The organism is Mesorhizobium sp. LCM 4577, from assembly GCF_001854795.2.
GTDB lineage: Bacteria > Pseudomonadota > Alphaproteobacteria > Rhizobiales > Rhizobiaceae > Mesorhizobium > Mesorhizobium plurifarium.
This window is the reverse complement of record NZ_MDDU01000002.1, coordinates 287,933-307,039: the sequence shown is the minus strand read 5'-3', so window position 1 is coordinate 307,039 and position 19,107 is coordinate 287,933. Positions and strand designations below refer to the sequence as shown.

General features: G+C 64.5%; 21 protein-coding genes. 11 read left to right on the top strand and 10 right to left on the bottom strand.

Annotated features, from left to right (window positions below; translation table 11 throughout):
- Positions 1 to 195: 195 nt before the first annotated feature.
- The 4 genes from LCM4577_RS05980 to LCM4577_RS05965 form a co-directional block, all read right to left on the bottom strand.
- A complete protein-coding gene (locus LCM4577_RS05980) occupies positions 196 to 1,047 on the bottom strand; it encodes a tetratricopeptide repeat protein (RefSeq protein ID WP_071070195.1) in 852 nt (283 codons plus the stop codon).
- Between the two features lie 132 nt (positions 1,048 to 1,179).
- On the bottom strand, positions 1,180 to 1,446 hold the full coding sequence (rpsU, locus tag LCM4577_RS05975) for a 30S ribosomal protein S21 (RefSeq protein WP_027165252.1): 267 nt from the start codon (positions 1,444 to 1,446) through the stop codon (positions 1,180 to 1,182).
- A 179-nt stretch (positions 1,447 to 1,625) separates the two neighbouring features.
- Positions 1,626 to 2,012 carry an SET domain-containing protein gene (locus LCM4577_RS05970; protein WP_071070193.1) on the bottom strand — a complete coding sequence of 129 codons (387 nt, stop codon included), beginning with the start codon at positions 2,010 to 2,012 and terminating at the stop codon, positions 1,626 to 1,628.
- A 108-nt stretch (positions 2,013 to 2,120) separates the two neighbouring features.
- Positions 2,121 to 2,879, bottom strand: coding sequence for an SDR family oxidoreductase (locus LCM4577_RS05965; RefSeq protein WP_071070191.1), 759 nt, complete (start codon positions 2,877 to 2,879; stop codon positions 2,121 to 2,123).
- A 242-nt stretch (positions 2,880 to 3,121) separates the two neighbouring features.
- Here LCM4577_RS05965 and LCM4577_RS05960 point away from each other — a divergent pair, with 242 nt between their 5' ends.
- The 5 genes from LCM4577_RS05960 (at position 3,122) to LCM4577_RS05940 (ending at position 8,621) form a co-directional block, all read left to right on the top strand.
- Complete coding sequence (locus tag LCM4577_RS05960) at positions 3,122 to 4,375, top strand: sarcosine oxidase subunit beta (protein ID WP_041004846.1); 1,254 nt, start codon at positions 3,122 to 3,124, stop codon at positions 4,373 to 4,375.
- A 72-nt stretch (positions 4,376 to 4,447) separates the two neighbouring features.
- Positions 4,448 to 4,744 (top strand): sarcosine oxidase subunit delta, encoded by a 297-nt coding sequence (locus LCM4577_RS05955; RefSeq protein ID WP_040997306.1) that lies wholly within the window; start codon positions 4,448 to 4,450, stop codon positions 4,742 to 4,744.
- Positions 4,741 to 7,734: a sarcosine oxidase subunit alpha gene (locus tag LCM4577_RS05950; RefSeq protein WP_071070189.1), complete on the top strand. Its 2,994-nt coding sequence runs from the start codon at positions 4,741 to 4,743 to the stop codon at positions 7,732 to 7,734. The genes LCM4577_RS05955 and LCM4577_RS05950 overlap by 4 nt, the downstream gene beginning before the upstream one ends.
- Positions 7,727 to 8,311 (top strand): sarcosine oxidase subunit gamma, encoded by a 585-nt coding sequence (locus LCM4577_RS05945; RefSeq protein WP_071070187.1) that lies wholly within the window; start codon positions 7,727 to 7,729, stop codon positions 8,309 to 8,311. The genes LCM4577_RS05950 and LCM4577_RS05945 overlap by 8 nt, the downstream gene beginning before the upstream one ends.
- Positions 8,312 to 8,396: 85 nt before the next feature.
- Positions 8,397 to 8,621, top strand: coding sequence for a hypothetical protein (locus tag LCM4577_RS05940; protein ID WP_071032842.1), 225 nt, complete (start codon positions 8,397 to 8,399; stop codon positions 8,619 to 8,621).
- 90 nt (positions 8,622 to 8,711) lie between these two features.
- On the opposite strand, the gene LCM4577_RS05935 is transcribed toward LCM4577_RS05940, so the two are convergent.
- The 6 genes from LCM4577_RS05935 to LCM4577_RS05910 all read right to left on the bottom strand — a co-directional run bounded on the left by LCM4577_RS05935 (position 8,712) and on the right by LCM4577_RS05910 (position 13,142).
- Positions 8,712 to 8,945, bottom strand: a complete 234-nt coding sequence (locus tag LCM4577_RS05935; protein WP_040990169.1) for a hypothetical protein — start codon at positions 8,943 to 8,945, stop codon at positions 8,712 to 8,714.
- A gap of 169 nt (positions 8,946 to 9,114) precedes the next feature.
- The gene (locus LCM4577_RS05930; RefSeq protein ID WP_040990168.1) at positions 9,115 to 9,759 is read right to left on the bottom strand and encodes a TetR/AcrR family transcriptional regulator; all 645 of its coding nucleotides are present in this window, start codon (positions 9,757 to 9,759) and stop codon (positions 9,115 to 9,117) included.
- 207 nt (positions 9,760 to 9,966) lie between these two features.
- Positions 9,967 to 10,743: an SDR family NAD(P)-dependent oxidoreductase gene (locus LCM4577_RS05925; RefSeq protein ID WP_071070185.1), complete on the bottom strand. Its 777-nt coding sequence runs from the start codon at positions 10,741 to 10,743 to the stop codon at positions 9,967 to 9,969.
- Between the two features lie 18 nt (positions 10,744 to 10,761).
- A complete protein-coding gene (locus tag LCM4577_RS05920) occupies positions 10,762 to 11,799 on the bottom strand; it encodes a phosphotransferase (RefSeq protein ID WP_071070184.1) in 1,038 nt (345 codons plus the stop codon).
- Positions 11,796 to 12,275, bottom strand: a complete 480-nt coding sequence (locus LCM4577_RS05915; protein ID WP_071070182.1) for a MaoC family dehydratase — start codon at positions 12,273 to 12,275, stop codon at positions 11,796 to 11,798. Before LCM4577_RS05915 ends, LCM4577_RS05920 begins: the two co-directional genes overlap by 4 nt.
- Positions 12,276 to 12,326: 51 nt before the next feature.
- Positions 12,327 to 13,142 carry an SDR family oxidoreductase gene (locus tag LCM4577_RS05910; protein WP_041004994.1) on the bottom strand — a complete coding sequence of 272 codons (816 nt, stop codon included), beginning with the start codon at positions 13,140 to 13,142 and terminating at the stop codon, positions 12,327 to 12,329.
- A 132-nt stretch (positions 13,143 to 13,274) separates the two neighbouring features.
- On the opposite strand from LCM4577_RS05910, the gene LCM4577_RS05905 reads away from it, so the two are divergent.
- Genes LCM4577_RS05905 through LCM4577_RS05880 form a run of 6 tightly spaced genes read left to right on the top strand, consistent with a single transcriptional unit; the run spans position 13,275 to position 19,107 of the window.
- The gene (locus tag LCM4577_RS05905; RefSeq protein ID WP_041012612.1) at positions 13,275 to 14,516 is read left to right on the top strand and encodes an acyl-CoA dehydrogenase family protein; all 1,242 of its coding nucleotides are present in this window, start codon (positions 13,275 to 13,277) and stop codon (positions 14,514 to 14,516) included.
- A 5-nt stretch (positions 14,517 to 14,521) separates the two neighbouring features.
- Complete coding sequence (locus LCM4577_RS05900) at positions 14,522 to 15,559, top strand: zinc-binding dehydrogenase (RefSeq protein WP_071070180.1); 1,038 nt, start codon at positions 14,522 to 14,524, stop codon at positions 15,557 to 15,559.
- A 30-nt stretch (positions 15,560 to 15,589) separates the two neighbouring features.
- Positions 15,590 to 16,924, top strand: a complete 1,335-nt coding sequence (locus LCM4577_RS05895; RefSeq protein ID WP_244508228.1) for a glycosyltransferase family 87 protein — start codon at positions 15,590 to 15,592, stop codon at positions 16,922 to 16,924.
- The gene (locus LCM4577_RS05890; RefSeq protein ID WP_071070176.1) at positions 16,917 to 17,885 is read left to right on the top strand and encodes a glycosyltransferase family 2 protein; all 969 of its coding nucleotides are present in this window, start codon (positions 16,917 to 16,919) and stop codon (positions 17,883 to 17,885) included. The genes LCM4577_RS05895 and LCM4577_RS05890 overlap by 8 nt, the downstream gene beginning before the upstream one ends.
- Positions 17,882 to 18,703, top strand: a complete 822-nt coding sequence (locus tag LCM4577_RS05885) for a ChbG/HpnK family deacetylase (protein WP_071070174.1) — start codon at positions 17,882 to 17,884, stop codon at positions 18,701 to 18,703. The genes LCM4577_RS05890 and LCM4577_RS05885 overlap by 4 nt, the downstream gene beginning before the upstream one ends.
- Positions 18,700 to 19,107, top strand: a complete 408-nt coding sequence (locus tag LCM4577_RS05880) for a GtrA family protein (RefSeq protein ID WP_071070171.1) — start codon at positions 18,700 to 18,702, stop codon at positions 19,105 to 19,107. The genes LCM4577_RS05885 and LCM4577_RS05880 overlap by 4 nt, the downstream gene beginning before the upstream one ends.

The following is a 19,107-nucleotide window of genomic DNA, read 5'->3' as shown; positions in this document are numbered from 1 at the left end:
AAAATTTGGCCCCGGCTTAACGATCGAGGTGTGTCGAGCGTTCCGCCGAAAACTTGGCGCGAACATGGCGAAGGTTAACGCGTTGCCCTGGGCGATTAACGGATCGCTATCGGCGTCGCCGCGGCGCAACACGGCGGCCGCCGGCGGTGACCGGGCGTCGTGCGATACACCCCTTCCGGCGGCGTCAGCTTCCGATCAGCTGGCGTTGCCACCGGTGCGCGAAAGGCCGTCCTTGGCCGGCTGGTAGTTGGGATCGAGGTGGACCGCCTCGCGATAGGACTTGGCCGCCCGTCCCTTGTCGCCGCGCCGCTCGTAGATCAGCGCCTGGTTGGCCCAGGCCTCGGCATTCTTGCCGTCGAGCTTGATGGCCATGTTGAAGTCGGAGAAGGCGTTGTCCTCGTCGCCCGTCGCCAGGTAGGAGAGGCCGCGGCCGTTGTAGGGCTCGGCGGCGTCCGGCGCCAGCGAGATCGCGGTCGAGAAATCCTCGATGGCGAATTTGTGCTGGCCCTGGCTCTGATAGATCAGGCCGCGATTGTGGTAGGCGCGGGCGTCGGTGGTGTCGAGCTGGATCGCCTTCTGGAAGTCGTTGAAGGCATCCTGGGTGCGGCCCGCCTTGCGGTAGAGATTGCCGCGGCCGATATAGGCGGCGTCGTAGTTGGCATTGATCTGGATCGCGCGGTTGTAGTCGGCCAGAGCCGCTTGCTGATTGCCGAGGAAGCGCTGGATCAGCGCGCGGTTCGAATAGGCCTGGTAGAAGTTCGGATTGAGCTGGATGGCCTGGTTGAAGTCCTTGAGCGCCGCCTGGTACTGGCCGCCGCGGCCATAGGCCGAGCCGCGCACATTATAGCCCTCGGGATCCTGCGGATTGCGCTGGATGACGGCCGAAAGCGAGGAGATGTTCTCGCTCGACCCCTGCGCCTTGTCGATCGAGTTGAACTCACCTGTCGGGCTTGTCTGGCATGCTGCAAGCACCAGACCCGAAAACAGGGCCGCCGTCAGGGCGAAGCCGCGAAAAGCGGTTCCGCGCTCTACGGTAATAGCGTTCATCTTTGTCCTCACTGCCGCGGCGCCGTCAGTCCGTTCCCTCTCCGAACCGGCTCGAATCTATAAACAAAAAGGTGGCGGCGATTTCGCATCGCGCCACCCTCGGTATCCTTCGAAAAGGACGAAAAATTGGCGTTATGAGCGCGGCGAGCGCGATGCGCCGGCAGCACCAGCCGGAGCCGGGCGCGGGGTCATCGGCAGCAGGCCTTCGCGCTGGGCGCGCTTACGGGCCAGCTTGCGGGCGCGGCGCACGGCCTCGGCCTTCTCGCGGGCACGCTTCTCGGACGGCTTCTCGTAGTGACCGCGCATCTTCATTTCGCGGAAAATACCTTCGCGCTGCATCTTCTTCTTCAGCGCGCGAAGCGCCTGATCAACGTTGTTGTCGCGGACGAGTACCTGCACGGGCAATCCTGTCTTCGGGTTTGAAATCGTTAGGCAATCGGCCATAGCCGGGATGCCTCCGCGGCGAGCTGCACCGCGAATTGTGGCGGCTGATAGCAGAATCAGGCTGGGATGTCCACCTCTGATTGCGCGAAACAGCGATCAAAAACCCGAGCGCTGCACGCCAACGTTTGTTCGCCCTATGCGGTCGTCAGATGGAGGCGCGCAAAGTCCTCGAAAAACTCGCCATAATCGCAGGTGATTTCCTCGCCGGCGGCGATGTCGCGAATGGYGGTGGCGCCGCCATATTGAGAGAAATCCGTATTCGGTCGTTCCGAATGGTTCATGAAACGGCCATTGTCGACCTCATAGACCATGAAGCCGGGCTTGTCCGGGCTCGGATAGGCGTAGCGGTCGAGCAACTCGCGCAGATGCGGCGGCGCGGCCTCGTATTTGTCCATCGGGATCAGCCGGTCGAAATCCGGGTCGAGCCGCCAGATCGAAGCGCCTCGGCGGATCGGCTCGGCGGCGAAGACGCCGACGCCTTCGATGGCGCTCTGGGCTACATAGGTTCTGATCAGCAGCATCGTTCCCCGTCCATTCTGACGGGAAACGAAATCGTCAATTCGCGCCGAAATGCAAGGCCGCGCCGCGACATTTCAGCGGATGAGCACGTTTCCAGCTTGCTGGCCGGATCACGTCCGGTTGATCGAGACGCCGCCATCGGCAAACAAGGCCGTGCCGGTGGTGAAGCTCGATGCGTCGGAGGCCAGATAAAGCGCCGAGCAGGCGATCTCTTGCGGCTGCGCCATGCGCTTCAAGGCATGGATGCCTTCGACGAAGGCGCGCGCCTCGGGCGTGGTCGTGGTCGCGCCGGGCGTGTCGGTGCCGCCGGGCAGCAACGCGTTGACGCGCAAACCTCTTGGGCCGTATTCGGCGGCCAGCACCTGCGTCAGCCCGATCAGGCCGGCTTTGGCCGCGGCATAGGCCGCCATGCCCGGCATGCCGGCGGTGTAGCCGACAAAGCTCGAGGTGAAGATCAGCGAACCGCCGCCGCGCTCCAGCATTGCCGGGATCTGGTGCCTGGCGGCGAGATAGGCGCTGGTCAGGTTGGTGTCCATTGTCTCATGCCAGGTCGCCGGCGCCATGTCGGGCACCGGCCCCATCGCGCCGACGGCGCCGGCATTGTTGAAGGCGATGTCGAGGCCGCCAAAACGCGCAATGGCGAGTTCCACCAAGGCCTTCGCATAGGTTTCGTTCCTTACGTCGCCGGCAAGCGCGGCCGCTGCGCCGCCGGCATCCTCGATCTCGCCGACGAGCGCGTCGAGCTCGGCCTGACGCCGGGCGGCGACGACCAGGCTTGCGCCTTGCTCGGCGAACAGCCTGGCAGTGGCGCGGCCGATGCCGGAACTTGCGCCGGTAACGATGGCGACCTTGTTTGTCAGGGTGAGCATGTTCTTGCATCCTTCCTTTGTGCCGGGCTGCCGGCGGTTGGATGCTTGGGTCGCAAATGTGCATGGATGCAGCCACCCGAAAGCTGCCTTGCCACCGTCGCGCGGACATTGCATGACGCTGGCGCAAAGCGGCAAGCGCCGTCGCAAACAGCGCAAGGATGACATCGCGGTTTCGCTAGTGATAGACCTCGCGTGACGGGAGAGGCCCGAACGACATCCGCGATTTTGGCGCGAGGCTTAACGTGAAGAAATACTCGGTATTCGCCATCGCCCGCGAGGCGATGCGCGGCCACAAGGGCTGGGAAGAGCAGTGGACTTCGCCCGAGCCGAAGAAGGAATACGACGTCATCATCGTCGGCGCCGGCGGTCACGGCCTGGCGACGGCCTACTACCTGGCGAGCGAGCACGGCATCACCAACATCGCGGTGCTGGAGAAGGGCTGGCTCGGCGGCGGCAACACCGGCCGCAACACCACCATCATCCGCTCCAACTACCTCTATGACGAAAGCGCCGGCATCTACGACCATGCGCTGAAGCTGTGGGATGGGCTTTCCCAGGAGCTCAACTACAACGTCATGTATTCGGCGCGCGGCGTCATGATGCTGGCGCACAATGTGCACGACGTGCAGGTCTTCAAGCGCCATATCCATGCCAACCGCCTCAACGGCATCGACAATGAATGGCTGACGCCGGAAGAGGCGAAAGAATTCTGCCCGCCGCTCAACATCTCCAAGGATGCGCGTTATCCGGTGATGGGCGCGGCCTTGCAGCGGCGCGGCGGCACGGCACGCCATGACGCGGTGGCCTGGGGCTATGCGCGCGGCGCCTCGGCGCGGGGCGTGCACATCATCCAGAATTGCGAGGTCACCGGCATCAAGCGGGCGGCCAATGGCGCGGTCAGCGGCGTCGAGACGACGCGCGGCTTCATCGGCGCCAAGAAGGTCGGCGTGGTCGCGGCCGGCCACTCGTCGGTCATCATGAACATGGCCGGTGTTCGCATGCCGCTCGAAAGCTATCCGCTGCAGGCGCTGGTGTCGGAGCCGATCAAGCCGGTGGTGCCTTGCGTGGTGATGTCGAACACCGTGCACGCCTATATCTCGCAGTCGGACAAGGGCGAGCTGGTCATCGGCGCCGGCACCGACCAGTATGTCTCCTATTCGCAGACCGGCGGCCTGCACATATTGCAGCACACGCTCGACGCCATTTGCGAGATGTTCCCGATCTTCACGCGCATGAAGATGCTGCGCTCCTGGGGCGGCATCGTCGACGTGACCCCCGACCGCTCGCCGATCTTGGCGAAGACGCCGGTCAAGGGACTCTACGTCAATTGCGGCTGGGGCACGGGCGGTTTCAAGGCGACGCCAGGCTCGGGCAATGTCTTCGCGCACACGATCGCGAAGGACGAGCCGCACCCGATCAACGCGCCCTTCACGCTGGAGCGCTTCCGCACGGGGCGTCTCATCGACGAGGCCGCCGCGGCGGCGGTGGCGCATTGATGACGGCTCAGCCGATTTGCTTTCACCCGGCCGGCGCGTGCGCCGGTCACGGCAAGTTTTAGGATCACCCAGATGCTTCTCATCCGCTGCCCCTATTGCGAGGAAGAGCGCCCGGAACTCGAATTCCGCAATGCCGGCGAGGCGCATATCGCGCGCCCGACCAACATTGCCGCCGAGAGCGACGACGATTTCGAGAAATTCTTCTTCATCCGCGCGAACCCCAAGGGCGTCATCTATGAGCGCTGGCGCCACATCCATGGCTGCGCGCGCTTCTTCAATGCGGTGCGCGACACCGTCACCGACAAGTTCGTCATGACCTACAAGGCCGGCGAGCCGAAGCCCGCGAAGCTGCCTGGAGCCTCGAAATGAACGCCGCGTTCCGTATCTCCGGCGCCGGTCGCCTCAGCCAGGCGAAGACCGCTGCGTTCAGCTTCGACGACAAGCCCTACACCGGCATCGCGGGCGATACGCTTGCCTCGGCGCTGCTTGCCAACGGCGTGCATCTCGTCGGCCGTTCCTTCAAGTACCACCGGCCGCGCGGCTTCCTGTCGGCCGGGGCGGAGGAGCCCAACGCGCTGGTGCAGATCGTGCGCGACGATGCGCGCAAGACGCCCAATGTTCGCGCCACCGTGCAGGAGCTCTATGACGGGCTGACGGCCAATTCGCAGAACCGCTGGCCGTCGCTCGCTTTCGACGTCGGCGCCATCAACGATATCGCCTCGCCGATGTTCTCGGCCGGCTTCTACTACAAGACCTTCATGTGGCCGAAATGGGCCTGGAAGGATCTTTACGAGCCAAAGATCCGCGCCGCCGCCGGCCTCGGCGTTTCGCCCGAGAAGCCGGACCCGGACCACTATGCCTCCCGCTACGCGCATTGCGAGGTGCTGGTGCTCGGCGGCGGCGCCGCCGGCATCGCCGCCGCCCTTGCCGCCGCCGAAACAGGCGTGCGGGTAATCATCGCCGACGAGCAGGCCGAATTCGGCGGCAGCCTGCGCTTCGAGAGCGGCGCCAGGATCGACGGACAGGACGGCTACGCATGGGCTCAAGCGGCGATCGCCAGGCTCAAGGCGATGGACAATGTCCGCGTGCTCTCCCGCACGACCGCTTTTGGCTACTACGCACAGAATTTCGTCGGCCTGGTCGAGCGGGTCAGCGACCATCTCAAGAACCCTGGCCGGGAGCTGGCGCGCGAACGCTTGTGGCAGGTCCGCGCCGTCCGTGTCGTCATCGCAACCGGCGCCATCRAGCGCCACATGGTCTTCGCCAACAACGACCGTCCAGGYGTGATGCTGGCTTCGGCGGCGCGCACCTACCTCAACCACTACGGCGTGGCCGTCGGCAGGAATGTCGGCGTCTATACGGCCAATGATTCCGCCTATGCCGCCGCGATCGACCTCAAGAAGGCCGGCGTCAATATCGCCGCCATCGTCGATCTGCGCGACAACCCTTCGGGGGCCGTGATCGACGAGGYGAGGGCGCTCGGCATCGAGATCAATTTCGGCCGCGCGGTGGTGAGCGCCGGCGGCAAATTGCGCGTGTCGTCGATGACCGTGCAGCCGAAGAATGGCGGCGGCGGGCGCACTATTCCCGTAGACGCGATCCTGATGTCGGCCGGCTGGACGCCGTCGGTGCATCTGTTCTCGCAGTCGCGCGGCAAGGTCGCCTTCAACGACGAGACCAGGCGCTTCGTGCCCGGCGCCTATGCGCAGGATTGCGTCTCGGTCGGCGCCTGCAACGGCACCGACGGGCTCGATGCGACGGTCGACGAGGCTTATGCGGCCGGCGCAAAGGCGGCGAAGGAGGCCGGCGGCAAGGTTGGCAAGGGCGCCAAGCCGAAGGTCGACGCCGGCGAGAGCTGGTCGCGCGGCATGCTGGGTGCTGGGCCCGGCGCCGGGCCGGGCACGACAGTCAAGGCCTTCGTCGATTTCCAGAACGACGTCACCGCCAAGGATATCCGCCAGGCGGTGCATGAAGGCATGCACTCGATCGAGCACGTCAAGCGCTTCACCACCAACGGCATGGCGACCGACCAGGGCAAGACGTCCAACATGCATGGCCTGGCGATCGCCGCCGAGGAGCTGGGCAAGCCGATCCCCCAGGTCGGCCTCACCACGTTCCGCGCGCCCTATACGCCGGTGACCTTTGGCTCGATCGTCGGTCATGCGCGCGGCGCGCTGTTCGATCCGACCCGGCGCACGGCGACGCATGGCTGGGCGGCACGCCAAGGTGCGGTGTTCGAGGATGTCGGCCACTGGAAGCGCGCCTGGTATTTCCCCAAGGCGGGCGAGGACATGCATGCCGCCGTCAACCGCGAATGCGTGACGGTGCGCAAGGTCGGCGGCCTGTTCGACGCCTCGACGCTCGGCAAGATCGAGGTGGTCGGGCCGGACGCGGCGAAATTCATGGAACTGCTCTACACCAACCCTTGGGAGAAGCTGGAGTCGGGGCGTTGCCGCTACGGCATCATGCTGCGCGAGGACGGCTTCATCTATGACGATGGCGTCGTCGGCCGGCTGGCGCCGGACCGCTTCCACGTGACGACGACGACGGGCGGCGCGCCGCGCGTCATGAACCACATGGAGGATTACCTCCAGACCGAGTTCCCGCATCTCAATGTCTGGCTGACCTCGATCACCGAACAATGGGCGGTGATCGCGGTGCAGGGGCCGAAGTCGCGGGATATCATCGCGCCGCTGGTCGAAGGCATCGACATGTCGGACGAGGCCATGCCGCACATGTCGGTGCGCGAGGGCAAGATTTGCGGCGTGCCGACGAGGCTGTTCCGCATGTCCTTCACCGGGGAGCGCGGTTTCGAAGTCAACGTGCCGGCCGACTATGGCGAGGCGGTGTGGGAAGCGCTGTGGGCCGAAGGCCAGAAGCATGGCGCGACTGCCTACGGCACCGAGACGATGCACGTGCTGCGCGCCGAAAAGGGCTATATCATCGTCGGCCAGGACACCGACGGCACGGTGACGCCGAACGATGCCGGGCTCGACTGGGCGGTCGGCAAGAAGAAGACCGACTTCGTCGGTATCCGGGGACTGACCCGGCCGGACTTGGTGGCCAAAGGCCGCAAGCAGCTTGTCGGCCTGAAAACCAAGGACCCGAAGGTCGTGCTGGAAGAGGGCGCGCAGATCGTCGCCGATCCGAAGCAGCCGATCCCGATGAAGATGATCGGTCACGTCACCTCCAGCTACTGGTCGGAGAATTGCGGCCGTTCGATCGCGCTGGCGCTGGTCGCCGGCGGCCGCGACCGCATGGGCCAGACGCTCTATGTGCCGATGCCGAACGGCACGATCGAGGTGGAAGTCACCGGCATGGTGTTCGTCGACGAGAAGGGAGAACGCCTCAATGGCTAAGGCCGCCGCCAAGACAAAAGCCGCCGCCGCTTCCGCTTCGGTCGAGCGGCGTCCAGCACTTGCCGGCCGCACGCTGTCGGCGCCGGGCGTGAAGGTGGAGATGCTGCCGCCGGCCGAACGCATCTCGCTGCGCGCGCCGCAGGCTTCGCTTGCCGCGCTTTCCAAGGCGCTCGGCCTTGCGCTGCCGACAAAGCCGAAGACCTCGGCGACCAAGGACGGGCGTACGGCGCTGTGGCTCGGGCCGGACGAATGGCTCGTCATCGACGAGACCGGCAAGGATCCGCTCGCCGATTGCGCCAAGGTGACGGCGCTGCATTCGGCGGTCGGCATCTCGCACCGCAATGTCGGGATTTCGGTCACTGGAGCTGGCGGCGCGGCGACGGTCAATTCGGGCTGTCCGCAGGACCYGTCGCTCGAGGCTTTCCCGGTGGGTGCCGCCTCGCGCACCATCCTCGGCAAATCCGAGATCGTGCTGCTGCGCACAGCGGCCGACGCGTTCCGTGTGGAATGYTGGCGTTCCTTCTCGGACTATGTCTTTACTTTGCTGTCGGAAGCGGCAGGCGACGCGGCGAACTGATCTCCACACTGCGCTGTCGGGAAGCAGCGCGGCAGGAACCATCGTCGGCCCTGRCCGTTTCCGCAGCTCGCGAGGGAGATTGCCGATGCCGTCCAAATCCGCGCCGAAGTCAGCCAAGAAGACAGCGGCAGTCCGTTCGCTGGAGCACGAAAGGCATCGCGAGGTCGACGAAGAAGAACTCGAGGAAGGCCTCGAGGACACGTTTCCGGCCAGCGATCCGGTATCGATTACCAGCACTTCCATCCCCGGAGGGCCGGCAAAGCCCGGCAAGGCCAAGGCCGTGGCTGGAATGAAGCCGCGCAAGAAGTAGCGCCGTCGCAGAAGGCAATCGGACTTCAGGCGAAACGAAAAGGGCGGCCAAGTGCCGCCCGTTGTCGTCGCTTCTGCTGGTGGTCTACTCTTACAGGCCGGGCACGAACCACGGGCTGACGTCGATGCCGAGGCGCGGGCTCTTGGTCTGGGTCTTGGCGGTGTCTGCCTTTTCGACCGAACCGGTCGCGGTGCAATCGAGAACCACATTGGTGTTGGTCTGAACGCAGGCGGCCGGGGCATGCTTGGCCGGCTGGTTCGCACCGGCAAAAGCGGTGCCCGAGAAAGCCAGCACGGCGGCGAGGGCGAGGATGGTCTTCTTCATTTTCCGTCTCCAGTCATCTTTTTTCGTACATGTACGATACAACGTACACATACGGGGACTGGAACCGGAATTCAAGACGGAATCTGTACGTGTACGACAACTTTTCTTGAACGTAAGAACGCGCCACGGCGAATCAAGCCGCTGGCGGCGCAAAAAACAGCTGTGAGGATCAGCAGTCGATCGGGGTTTCGGTGAGCGGCGGGATGTCCTGCTCCGACAGCGAGGCCATCATGAAGTTGCACATGCGCTTCACGTAAGCCTCGGGGTCGCCGAAAGGATAGAACGGAAAGGTGATCAGAAGCGAAATCGTGCCATGGCCGACGGTCCACAGCATGGTCGCGATGGCGCGCGGATCGCCCTTGAGCCTGCCGGCGGCGACGCAGGCCTCGACGCGTTTGATCAGCACCTTCATGGCCGGGTTGCCCTCTTCCATGTCCTCATAGCTGCGCCCCTCGGGCAGCCTGGTCTTCTCGGTCATGAAGACGGTGCGGTATTCGTTGGGATTGCCGAGCCCGAAAGCCGCGTACTCKGTCATCACGGCCTGCAGCGCTTCGATCGGATCGTCGGCGGAGTGCTCCTCGATGCGGCGGGCGAGCGTCTCGAAGGCGTCCTCGGCGAGCGCGAAGAGGATGTCCTGCTTGTCGGCGAAATAGGAATAAACCGACATCGGCGCATAGCCGACCCGCTTGGCGAGCTTACGGATGGTGAGGCCCTCATAGCCCTCTTCCTGCACCAGCTTGTGAGCCGCCGCGACGAGTTCCGAGCGAAGCTCCGCCTTCTGTTTTTCGCGGCGTTTCTGAACGCTCAGCGTCAATGTCCGCTGCCTTTGTGGTTGGTTGCCTGACGAAATTATATACGCTGTACGGGAACGGACAAGAGAGCGTTCCGGTTCCGCAACGTTCGCTCAAACTCTTCGGTTAACACGATTGCGGACGCTCTATCTCTTTGTTTTCACGCAATTCCGAACGGGAAACCGATCACACTTTTCCTGGAATTGCTGTAGCCGTCCCCCCCGGCACGCTCAAATGGCGCCAATGCCGCCATCGAGCGCCAGCGTGTGGCCGGTCATGAACGAGTTGTCAGGGTCGGCACGGAAAAGGATGCCGGTGATGATCTCGTCGACCTCGCCGACACGCTTCATCGGCACCCCGCGCGTGAGCTCGGCAAGCGCTTCGGCTTCGGGCGCCCCCGTGACACGCACGAAGCCATCGACCATTGCCGTGCGGGTGTGGGCCGGGCAGACCGCGTTGATGCGTATTCCCTTGCTGGCATATTCCACGGCGGCCGAGCGCGTCAGCCCGACGACGCCGTGCTTGGCAGCTGCATAGACCGACAGCTTCGGCGCGCCGGAGAGGCCGGCGACCGAGGCGATGTTGACGATGACACCGCCCTTGCCGCTTTCCTTGAATTGCCGCTCCAACTGAGGAATCTGGTGCTWCATGGCATAGAAGACCCCGAGCAGGTCGACCTCGACCACGCGGCGCGCCTCGTCCGATGCCACCTGCGGCAGGCGCACGAAGCTGTGCACGATGCCGGCATTGTTGACGGCGATGTCGAGCCGGCCGAACTTTTGCACGGCAAGCTTCACCAGACCCTCGGAGAGGTTTTCGTCGGCGATATTGCCGGCAAGGTGAGCCGTCTCGGCGTCGAGTGTTGCGGCGAAGCCACCGAGCGCAGCCTCATCCAGATCGGAGAGCACCAGCCGCGCGCCCTCGGCGGCGAAGGCCTTTGCCGCGCCGCTGCCGAGGCCACCGGTCGCGCCGGTGATCAGCACCGTCATCCCATCGAAACGGCCCATCGCCCAGCTCTCCCGCTTTCAGCTGTTCTCGTCGATCAGTTCGACCGCAAGCGCGGCAAGCAGCTTCACCGCTTGGCCGTAGGTCCTCGCCTTTTCCGGATTGGAGGCGTTGCCGTCCAGGGCGCGGCGGTAAACGCCCTGGCAGATCGCCGCCAGCCGGAAGAAGGAGAACGCCAGGAAGAAGGTCCAGTTGCCGATCGCCTCGATGCCGCGCCTGCGGCAGTAATCGGTGACATAGGCCTCCTCGGAAGGCAGGCCGGCGGCCGCGCGATCGACACCGCCGAGGCCGCGAAAACCCGACGCATGCGGCAGGCGCCACTGCATGCATTGATAGGCGAGGTCGGCGAAGGGGTGGCCGAGCGTCGACAATTCCCAGTCGAGCACCGCGATGACTTTTGGCGCGCCCGGCGCGAACATCATGTTGTCCAGCCGGTAGTCGCCATGGACAAGCGAAACGCGGCCGTCATCGGCCGGCATATGCGTTTCGAGCCACGCGATCAGCCTGTCGATATCGGCTATGGTTTCGGTTTCGGAGGCCCGGTACTGGCCGGCCCAACGCGTAAGTTGGCGTTCGAAATAGCTGCCGGGCTTGCCGAAATCGCCAAGGCCGACGGCGTCGACATCGACGTCGTGCATGGCGGCAAGCGTCGCATTCATCGCGTCGTAGATCGCGGCGCGCTCTTCATTGCCGGAAAGATCCGGCAGCGACGGATCCCAGAAGATGCGGCCATCGACATATTCCATGACGTAGAACATGCGGCCGATCGGGGAGTCTTCGCCTGACAGATGCAGCATGCGCGGCACCGGCACCGCCGTGCCGGCAAGCGCCCGCATGACCCGGAATTCCCGGTCGACCTGATGCGCGGATTTCAGCAATTGTCCTGGAGGCTTGGCGCGCAGCACATAACGGCCGCTGGCGGCAGTCAGAAGATAGGTCGGATTGGACTGGCCGGACTTGAATTTTTCAATCGCGGACAAGCCGGCAAAGCCCGGAATATGCGCCTCGAGATAGGGCGCAAGCGCCGCCTGGTCTATGGCACCGGCCTCGCCGCTCATGCGTTCTCGGGCTGGCGCTCGATCAGCGTCAAGGTCAGCCAGCGCGCCGTCAGGGCCGRCTTCTTCGAACCCTCGATCTCGATGGTCACGTCATGCGCCGTCTGCACCCAGCCGGACGGCCGCACCTTGACGTCCGCCAGCACGAAGCGAGTGCGGATGCGCGAGCCGGTCTTCACCGGCGCCAGGAAACGCAGCGTATCAAACCCATGATTGACACCCATCTTGGTGTTTTCGATCGGCGGCATGGTCTCGAAGGTCATTGCCGACAAAAGCGACAGCGACAGGAAGCCATGCGCGATGGTGCCGCCGAACGGCGTCTCGCGCTTGGCGCGCTCCGGATCGCAATGGATGAACTGGTGGTCGTCGGTCGCATCGGCGAACTGGTCGATCATGCGCTGCGTGACCGTTCGCCAGGGCGAGACGCCGACCTCCTTGCCGACGCTTGCCAGAAGCGTATCGAGACTGATCGGTTCCACGCTGATGTCCTCCGCACCCCCGCCCGGATAACGATTCCTCGAACCGGGCGCCTACTCCTTGAACAAAGTCATTCCATGCTGCACCGACTGGCCGCCGTCGATCGGCAGGATGGCGCCGGTGACATAGCTTCCGGCACGGCTGCACAAATAAAGCGTTGCGCCGGCAATGTCATCCGCCACGCCGATACGGCCGAGCGGAACATGGTTACCAACATGTTTCGCCTGCTCCTCGGTCGCGGTGGCAAAGGCCGTCATGCGGCTCTGGAAAGGGCCGGGCGCAAAGGCGTTGACGGTGATGCGGCGCGCGGCGAACTCGATCGCCAGCGTACGCGTCAAATGATGCACCGCCGCTTTCGAAGCAGCATAGGAATAAGCGTCGTCGGCCAGCGGCTGGGTGCCCATCACCGAGCCGAGATTGATCACGCGGGCCGGGTCCTCGTCGCTCGCGGCGGCGTCGAGCAGCGGCAAAAGCTCTCTGGTCAGGTGGAAGACGGCGGTGACGTTGACGCCGAACACCTTGGCCCAGGCGTGGTAAGGGAAATCCTGCAGCGGCGCGCCCCAGGAAATGCCGGCATTGTTGACCAGGATATGCAGGCGCTCCGCGCGCGCCTTGACCTCGGCGACGAGCGCGGCGATGCCCGCTTCGCTGGACACGTCGCCGGCAAAGCCCTCGGCATGGCCCGAGCCGCCAAGCGCGTTCAATTCGTTGGCGACTTTCACGCAATCCTCGCCCTTGCGCGAGGCGATCATCACATGAGCGCCGGCGCGCACCAGCCCGGTCGCCACCATGCGGCCGATGCCGGTCGCAGCACCCGTCACCAGCGCGGTCTTGCCGGCGACCGAGAACAGCTTGTCCAGATAGCTCATCATGTTTCTCCGCATCCTGCCCGGCCGGGGACTTGCCCAGGGACTCGCCCCAAGGACTCGCGTTGACAAGGCTAGCCGAAGTACGGTCATCCTTGCCACGGGTAAAGATTTATCTTCGGAAAGGCGTAAGCGATGGCGGACATGAATCTCGGAATGACCGAGCGGCTGAAGCCTATCCACGAGCGTGTGGCGGCGATGGTGCGCGACGAGATCGCGCCGCTCGGCGAAGCGTTCCTCGCCGAAGTCGGCAAGGGGGGCGACCGCTGGGCCTATACGGCCAGGCAGACGGAAATCCTGGAGGGCTTGAAGAAGACGGCGCGCGAGCGCGGCCTGTGGAACTTCTGGCTCACCGATTCCGAGCGCGGCTACGGCCTTTCCACCGTCGAATACGCCTATCTGGCGGAGGAGATGGGCAAGGCGCATCTCGGCGCCGAAACCTTCAACTGCTCGGCGCCCGACACCGGAAACATGGAGGTGCTGGAGCGCTACGGCTCGCAAGCGCACAAGCGCGATTGGCTGGAGCCGCTGCTCGAGGGGAAAATCCGTTCGGCCTATCTGATGACCGAGCCGGACGTGGCGTCTTCGGACGCCACCAACATTTCGATGCGCTGCGAGCGGCAGGGCGACGACTATGTGCTGAACGGCGAGAAATGGTGGGCTTCCGGAGCGGGCGATCCGCGCTGCGCCATCTATATCGTCATGGTCAGGACGGGATCGGACGGGGAGCCGCAGCATCGCCGGCATTCGATGATCCTGGTGCCTTCCGACAGCAAGGGCATCACCAAGCTGCGGCCCATGCAGGTCTATGGCGATGACGACGCGCCGCATGGGCATATGCATCTGAGATTCGACAACGTCCGGGTGCCGGCGGCAAACCTGATCCTCGGCGAGGGCAGGGGGTTCGAGATCGCGCAGGGGCGGCTCGGGCCGGGCCGCATCCATCATTGCATGCGCGCCATAGGCCAGGCGGAGATGGCGCTGGAGATGCTGTGTCAGCGTTCGGTGCGGCGCGAGGCCTTCGGCCAGCCGCTGGCAAAGCTCGGCGCGAATTTCGACATCATCGCCGAATGCCGCATGGAGATCGAGATGGCGCGGCTCTTGTGCCTCAAGGCTGCGTGGATGATCGACCAGGGAGATGCTCGCGCGGCCGCGCCCTGGATCAGCCAGATCAAGGTGGTGGCTCCCCGCGTCGCGCTGAAGGTCACAGACGAGGCGGTGCAGATGTTCGGCGCGCAAGGCATCAGCCAGGACACGCCGCTCGCCCGCTCCTGGACGCATTTGAGGACATTGCGGCTGGCCGACGGGCCGGACGCCGTGCACCGGCGCCAGGTGGCGCGCACGGAACTAAAGAAATACACGCAGGAAAAGGTCTGACGGCCATGGCGCTTCCATCGCAAATGCAGGGTCTGCTGCTTGTCGGCGACGGTTACACCAGGACGCCTTCGGCGGCCGCGCTGGAAGCGATGGAGCCTTATCTCCAGCCCGGCAGCATCGCCGTGCCGGCGCCTGGGCCGACACAAGCGCTGATCAAGGTCAGCCTCGCCTCGATCAACCCGTCCGACATCGCCTTCATCAAGGGCCAGTACGGCCAGCCGCGGGTCAAGGGCCGGCCGGCCGGTTTCGAGGGCGTCGGCATTGTCGTCGCCACGGGCGATGACCCGTATGCAAAAAGCCTTGCGGGCAAGCGCGTCGCCTTCGCCACCGGCGTGTCGAACTGGGGCGCATGGGCGGATTATGCCGTCGCCGAAGCCGCGTCCTGCATCCCGCTCATCGACACGGTACGCGACGAGGATGCTGCTGCGATGATCGTCAATCCGCTGACAGCCTTGGCCATGTTCGACATCGTCAGAGAGGAAGGCGAAAAGGCCTTCATCATGACCGCAGGCGCCAGCCAGCTCTGCAAGCTGATCATCGGGCTGGCGAAGGAAGCAGGCTTCCGGCCGATCGTCACGGTGCGTCGCGACGAGCAGATCCCACTGCTGAAGGAACTCGGCGCCGCCCATGTGCTCAACGAGAAGGCGGCGGATTTCGAGGCGGCGTTGCGAGAGACGATGAAGGCCGAGCAGCCGCGCATTTTCCTCGACGCCGTCACCGGCCCGCTGGCTTCCACCATCTTCGCCGCCATGCCGAAACGCGGGCGCTGGATCGTCTATGGCCGGCTCGACGCCGAGCCGACGGTGATCCGCGAACCCGGCCAACTGATCTTCCAGCACAAGCGCATCGAGGGCTTCTGGCTGGCCGAATGGATGCGCCAGTTCCGCGACAGGCTGGGCCCGGCGGTGCTGGAGGCGCAGAAGCGCTTTTCCGACGGACGCTGGTCGACCGACGTCACGGCGGTCGTGCCGCTGGACGAGGCGATGGCGCGGCTGCCGGCCGAGCTCGCCAAGCCCAACGGAAAGGTGTTCATCAGGCCGTAGGCAGCCGGGCGCCGATTTGAACACAAAACCGTGATCGACAAGAGAGCGGCGGAAAAACGCCGCTGTTTCGCCTTCCGTTGCCCCGCGTCGGTAACAGTCACGCTCGGATGTTCTATTTCATTTCGATGTGATATCTGGCCGGCGCTTGAAGCCAAGCGGCGATGGGAAAGCCGTCCTGGTCGGAATGCGGGGTGCGCTATGACGGTAACCAGGCCGGTCTTCGACCGTTTGGGGTTTTGGCTGTGGATCGGGTCGTTTCTGATTGTGCTTGGCCTGGTGCTATGGTCGCCCACCACGCGTTCGGTGGTCCATATCTATAGACATGGCAGCGAAGCGTTTCTAAGCGGCCAGCCGCTGTATCAGGTCGACGTCGCCATGGGGTATCTATACGCTCCCGCCTTCGCCGTCCTCTACGTTCCACTGCTGAAGCTCGGGCCATATCTGGGCAATATCTTGTGGCACATGCTGGGCTTCGGCTTGCTGACCTTTGCCGCGATGCGCCAGGTGCGCAAGCTTGGAGGCGAGGAGCAGACATGGCTGCTGTCCTTCGGCCTCTTCCTTGCCTTGCCGGTGTCGCTGGCGGCGCTTCGCAACGGCCAGGCGACGATCCTGCTCACCGGGGCGTGCTGGTTTCTCACATTGTCGACTCTCGAGGGACACCGGGCTGAGAGCTTCTTCTGGGCATCGCTTGCGATCATCGCCAAACCGACCGCGATCATCATGCTGCTTCTCGCGGGAGCGCTGCGTCCCAGGCTGATACCGGTGTTGGTACTGGCTGTGCTCGTCGTGCTCGCCATCCCCTATGGCTTTGCGTCGACTGACTACATCAACGCGCAATATCACGATTTCTTCCGGCTGCTGACTTCGATGACGGTCGATCCAACCGGCCCCTTCGTCCCGGCCGACTTCACGGCGCCTTTCACGCGGGTTGGGATGCCGATCCCTGAATCCGTGGCGACGATCGTGCGCGTCGTCGCCGGCTTGGCCACACTCTGGCTGGTACTGCGGTACGACCGCAGGCTGGAACCCAACGTCAACGGACTCGCCATCTTCCTCGCCGCGRCATTCTACATGTGCGTCTTCAATCCGCGGGTCGAGCAGAACACCTATGCCATGGTGGCGGTGCCTGCGGGTCTCGCCATCGCCTTGCTTTGGCGGGAGAAGGGAGGCGGAGCCATGTGCTGGTTCTTGGCAACGCTCCTCTTCGCCACCGGACTGACCAGCGTCGATCTGCGACTGCACGATCTTTTCCACCTGTGGTTCCGGCCGATCAGCATCAGCATAGTCGCCAGCGTGCTCATCGGCAGGTTCTGGACGCAAGACAGACGGAAGGCACCAGCCGCCGGAGCCGTCGCGCATGGCTGAGATGCTCGACATCATCGCGCCGTTCTTCAACGAGGCCGAATCCGCCATCGCGTTTGTCGGGCTGCTCGACAGGCTGGAAGCGGCCGTGGCGGAGCGCTTCGGCATGACGGTCCGCARGCTACTCGTCGACGACGGCAGCCGCGACGGCAGCGCCGAGACATTCGYCGCTTCATTGTCGGGCTCCTGGGAGATCGTGCGGCTGAGCCGCAATTTCGGCAAGGAAGCGGCTGTGCTCGCCGGCCTCGATCATTCCCGCGGCGACATGGTCCTGATCATGGATTCCGACCTCCAGCACTCCATGGACATCAGCCTGAAGATGATCGGCGAGCTGGTCGAGAATCCTGAGATCGACGTGGTCTACGCGCAGAACGACCGGCGCGAGGGGAGCTGGCGGCGCAGCCAGCTGGCGCGGCTGTTCTACAAGCTGATCAACAGCAGCCAGCGTTTCGATATCCCGGAAAATGCCGGAGACTTCCGTGTCATGCGCGGCGCTGTGGCACGTGCCTTGACCAGCGTGCGCGACAAGCGGCGTTTCAACAAGGGCCTATTCGCCTGGGCGGGCTTTCGCCAGAAGGCGGTGCTTTATTCGCCGGAAAACCGCGCCGGCGGCACGTCGAAATGGACAAGGTTCAACCTGATCGCGTTCTCGCTTGAAGGGTTCACCTCGTTTTCCGTGATCCCGCTGCGCGTCATCAGCCTCATCGGATTGCTGGCGGCGTTGGCCGGTCTCGCCTATGGCGTGAAGGTGCTCTTCGAGGTGCTGTTCTACGGCATCGCCGTGCCTGGCTACCCCAGCATCATGGTCGCCGTCGTGCTTTTGGGCGGCCTCAACCTGGCACTGCTCGGCCTGATCGGCGAATATGTCTGGGTCACGCTCAGCGAAAGCAAGGACCGGCCCGTCTACATCGTGCGCGACGTCCTGCACGGCGATGCCGTCCAGCAGGCTGCCTCCGACAAATGACCAGGTCGATCCGCCTGATCGCCGACGATTACGGCCTTGCGCCGGGAGTATCGGGCGCGATCCTCGACCTCATCGCGCGCGGCCGTCTGACCGGAACCAGTTGCATGACCGGCCTTCCCGAATGGGAAGAGGCGGCGGCGCGCATCAGGCCTTTTCGCAGAAGGGCGGCCATCGGATTGCATCTGACCCTCACCGATCAGATCGCGGCGACCGGTTCGTCCAGCCTGGCGCCGGAAGGCAAGCTGCCCGGGCTCGCCGCCCTTGCGCTGCCGGTTCGGCGCGGGCGCATCGACGAGCGGGACATTCATGCCGAGCTCGACGCCCAGTACGACCGCTTCACCGCAGCGCTGGCTGACCCGCCCGACCATATCGACGGACACCAGCATGTGCATTTTCTTCCCGTGGTGCGGAATTGGCTGCTCGCCCGGTTTGGCGCGGCCGCTCATAAACCAGCGCTACGCGGCGCGCCTGGGTTTTCCGGCCTGGACCCGGCGGCGGCCAAGATCGCGGCGATCGCCGCCCTGGCCGCCGGCTTCAACAGCGCGATGCGACGGGCAGGCTTCAGTGTCATGACGCCGCTTTCCGGCATCTATGACTGGCGGCAGCCGGGGAAATTCGCCTCGACGCTGCGCGCCGCGGTCGAAACCTTGCCCGAACAAGGTTTGTTCATGTGCCATCCGGGCCATGTCGATGACACTTTGCGGGCGCGAGACCCGATGCAAGCCGTGCGCGAGGTCGAGTTTGCGGTTCTGAGTTCCGAGGATTTCGGCGCCAGCCTCGACAAGGCCGGAGCGCGCGTGATGGACGGCAGGGCATGAGCGCCAGCCAGCCGCAACGTTCGACCGGCAACAAGATCGTCCGTTTCGCGCTGGTCGGGCTGGTCAACACCGGCATCGACCTCACCGCATTCTTCCTGCTGCTCAAGCTCGCGGTGCCGGCTTTGGCCGCCAATGTCGGCGCCTGGTTCGTCGCGGTGCTCTTCTCCTTCGTGGCGAACCGCTTGTGGTCGTTCGAGCGGGACCCCGGTATCCGGCTCCACCATTCCTTCCTGCGCTTCGTCTCACTGGGCGCGCTGATTTCGCTTGGCGTCTCGAGCCTCTCGATCGCCGTGCTGGCAGGGRCCGTCGGCGTCTGGCCCGCCAAGATCATCGGTGTCGTGGTCGCGGCCGTGCTGAACTTCCTGGCAGCGCGCTGGTCGATCGAAGGCCGGTTGTTGAAATAG